Annotated in this window: 2 protein-coding genes; both read right to left on the reverse strand. The window is 42.9% G+C overall.

Annotation, left to right across the window (positions count from 1 at the left end):
* Positions 1-1,521 (reverse strand): SLC13 family permease (locus Q0241_RS22460; RefSeq protein WP_299381662.1); only part of this gene is annotated, 1,521 nt, incomplete at its 3' end.
* Positions 1,518-2,807 carry a glycosyltransferase family 87 protein gene (locus Q0241_RS22465; RefSeq protein ID WP_299381665.1) on the reverse strand — a complete coding sequence of 430 codons (1,290 nt, stop codon included), beginning with the start codon at positions 2,805-2,807 and terminating at the stop codon, positions 1,518-1,520. The genes Q0241_RS22460 and Q0241_RS22465, both read right to left, overlap by 4 nt.
* Between the last annotated feature and the right edge of the window lie 205 nt (positions 2,808-3,012).

Consider the following 3,012-nt stretch of genomic DNA (forward strand, 5'->3'; position numbering starts at 1 on the left):
GACATTGTTCAGAAAATCTGACAAGGTCATGGTGACAACAATCAAGACTGTCAATATACCCCAATGTGGCCAACCTGCGGTTTGAGCAACGATCAATTCTGCGATAAGTTTGGTGCCGCCAGAATTCTCCAAAGCAATGCCAAGTGGAATAAGCGAGGCAAGAAGAACAATCACTTTCCACTCGATGCTTTCATAAACTTCTCGTCCAGAGACAATACCCAGTGCAGCAAAGGCTATAACACAGCCAGCCAGTGCGACGGGAAGATAGACCAAGCCCGCGACCGAAAGGGCTATCGCGCCGAGAAAAAGGCCGATTGCCATAGAGGCTTTTTTCCGTTGAATTACTGAATGTTGTTTTTCTGCAAGGGGTAGAACGCCAAGCCATGTGGTAACCTCTGACAGTCGGTCTTCCGGTCCGAGTAAAAGCAGCATGTCTCCACTTTGGATGGTTAACTTTCTCACACGTTCTCTAAATCGTTTTCCTTGCCTTGAAACGCCCAATAGAGTCACTCCATGACGCGATAGAAGTTTTAAGCTATTGCTCGACTTTCCTTCTACTCTGGCGCCGTCCGGCACGATAACTTCGGTTAGTTTTAAAGATGAGCTTGTTAAACCTACTTCATGTTTATCTTTACCTGCAAAATCGAGTTGTGCGACACCTAGAAATGATTCGATAGACTTTGGATCCCCTTCAAGAACCAAATGATCATCTTTTCGGATTTCTTCATAGCGCGCAAAACCGGGTAAGCGTCGGCCTCTTCGAACCAGTCCAAGAACGGTTATGTCATGTTCACCTGCAAGAGAATAAAGGTCCCTGACGAGCGAACCTATCGATTTTGATTCTTCAGGGACTTGAGCCTCGGCAACAAAAAGGTCCGTATCTTCGGCACTGTGAATACTTCCTGGGCGATCACGGTTTGGAATTAAGCGCCAGCCAATCAAGGCGACAAAAATAATACCGGCGACTGCAACACATAGTCCAACAGGAGCAAAATCGAACATGCTAAAGCTTTCGCCAAGAACACGTTCTCTGTATTGAGCGATGACTATATTGGGCGGAGTTCCTATTAAAGTGATCATGCCTCCTAGAATAGTGGCAAATGATAAGGGCATGAGGCTAAGTGCTGCCGCTCGCTTTGCCTTCTCAGCGGCCTCAAGATCCAATGACATCAAGAGTGCGAGGGCGGCAACATTATTAATGATGGCCGATAACGCGGCGCCAACCACTGACATGATCCCGATATGAAAAGGTAGTGGGCGATTTGATGACAGTACGATACCTGAAATCAGTTCGACCGCTCCTGAGTTGATTAACCCCCGAGAGACAATCAACACAAGGGCAATGATCACAACAGCAGGATGTCCAAACCCTGAAAAAGCTTCATCCGGTGTTACGAACCCAGCGATGACAGCAATAACAAGCGCCCCAAAGGCCACAAGGTCATATCTGATCTTCCCCCAAATCAAGAGAATGAATACCGACCCAAAAAGCGCGAAAAGAAAACTTTGTTCTGTTGTCATAGAGCTTTGGTTTTATTTATGGTTTTGTATATGGCGTAACCCCAATAAAAGATAATTGGGGTGCTGAGTTGTAGAGCAATTTCAGGGAGTTCAAGGTAAGAAAGAAGGTTTGCTTGAGCATCTGAAATTTGGCTTCCTAAGTAACTAATGGCCCAAAGCATTGTGGTCCATAATAGTATTTTGTCATCTTGTGCATATAACCGGGGAATATATTGGATCATAATCGCGCCGGGAAGTAGTAACAACATTAAATCATAATAGAAAAGATGAGGGCTTATCAGTAAGCCCCAGCAAAAAGTTACGGCCATTGATAGATCCCATTTGGGGGTGTCTTCGAGCCAAGGGCTTTTCCACCACAGCTTAACCAATAAGATGATTGTTATCGCGGTTAGGATATAGGTACTGATGTCAGTAAGCAGTGGACTTATGTTCTCAAAAAGAAAGACAGAGAAGCCAAAAAAGGAATCGATACCTTGGGTCGGATAGGCTGGACTTCTGAGAAAATCAAGAAGCTTGGGGCTCAGATCCATATAGGCAACCATTTCATTTGGCATGAAGATGAAGCCAATGGCTAAGGATGCAGAAAGGGAAAGCGCGCCGCCTAGAAGAGCATTAATACGCCACTTTAATAACAGTACAAGCGCAACAGCTATTGCTAACTGAGGCTTAAAGGCTAGTAGCCCAAGATAAAATCCAGCTTTAAAATCTTGTCTCCGTCTAAGAGACACATAACAGAGACAATAAAGTGTTAAAATAATTGGCGTTGCTTGACCATATAAAAAGCAAGCTACTGTTGGGTAGAAAAGAAAACACGCAAAAAAAACTTTTGGAAGAGATATACGCTGGAATATAGGTAATTCTGAACGGATTAATTTTACCGAAAGTATTACTAATAGGATGTTCAGAATAGTCCATGTAATATAAGCAGGTATGTAATCCAGCATTGCAAAAGGTGCATAAATTAATGCCGCATAAGGTGGGTTAATAAAGGGGCTGTGACCAAGATAGTCATCTGCTATCAACTCCCGTTGAAACTTGAATTGTTCCGGAAAATACATTTCAGGGGCTAATACATAGGCTTTTTCAAGTATGCCTTGATTGTAAAAGCTTCCTCCAGTGTAAAAAGCAACAAAATCAGCACCTATTGGTATATCAAAGTAGGTTTGTAAATTATGCCCGGCAATAATGCTAATTATATGGAATGAAAACGTTATAACAGCTATCATTGCGCTATAGTTTATTGCTCGTTCTTTAAAGCCTTTTGTCAGGGGGTACTGATAGAACACGATAAATCCGTAAATTATGATGGGCAACTTGTCATAGATATAATGAAACCTGTTAATTAAAGATAAAGTGATCGGCTAATTCATAGGGTATCAGAAAGCAGGTAAAAGAAATGTCCGGTAAATGGGATACACGTTATTTGAAGCTTGCCAGAGAAGTTGCGACTTGGTCAAAAGATCGCTCAACTCAGGTGGGGGCAGTTATTAT

This window comes from uncultured Kiloniella sp. (assembly GCF_937128705.1).
Lineage (GTDB): Bacteria > Pseudomonadota > Alphaproteobacteria > Kiloniellales > Kiloniellaceae > Kiloniella.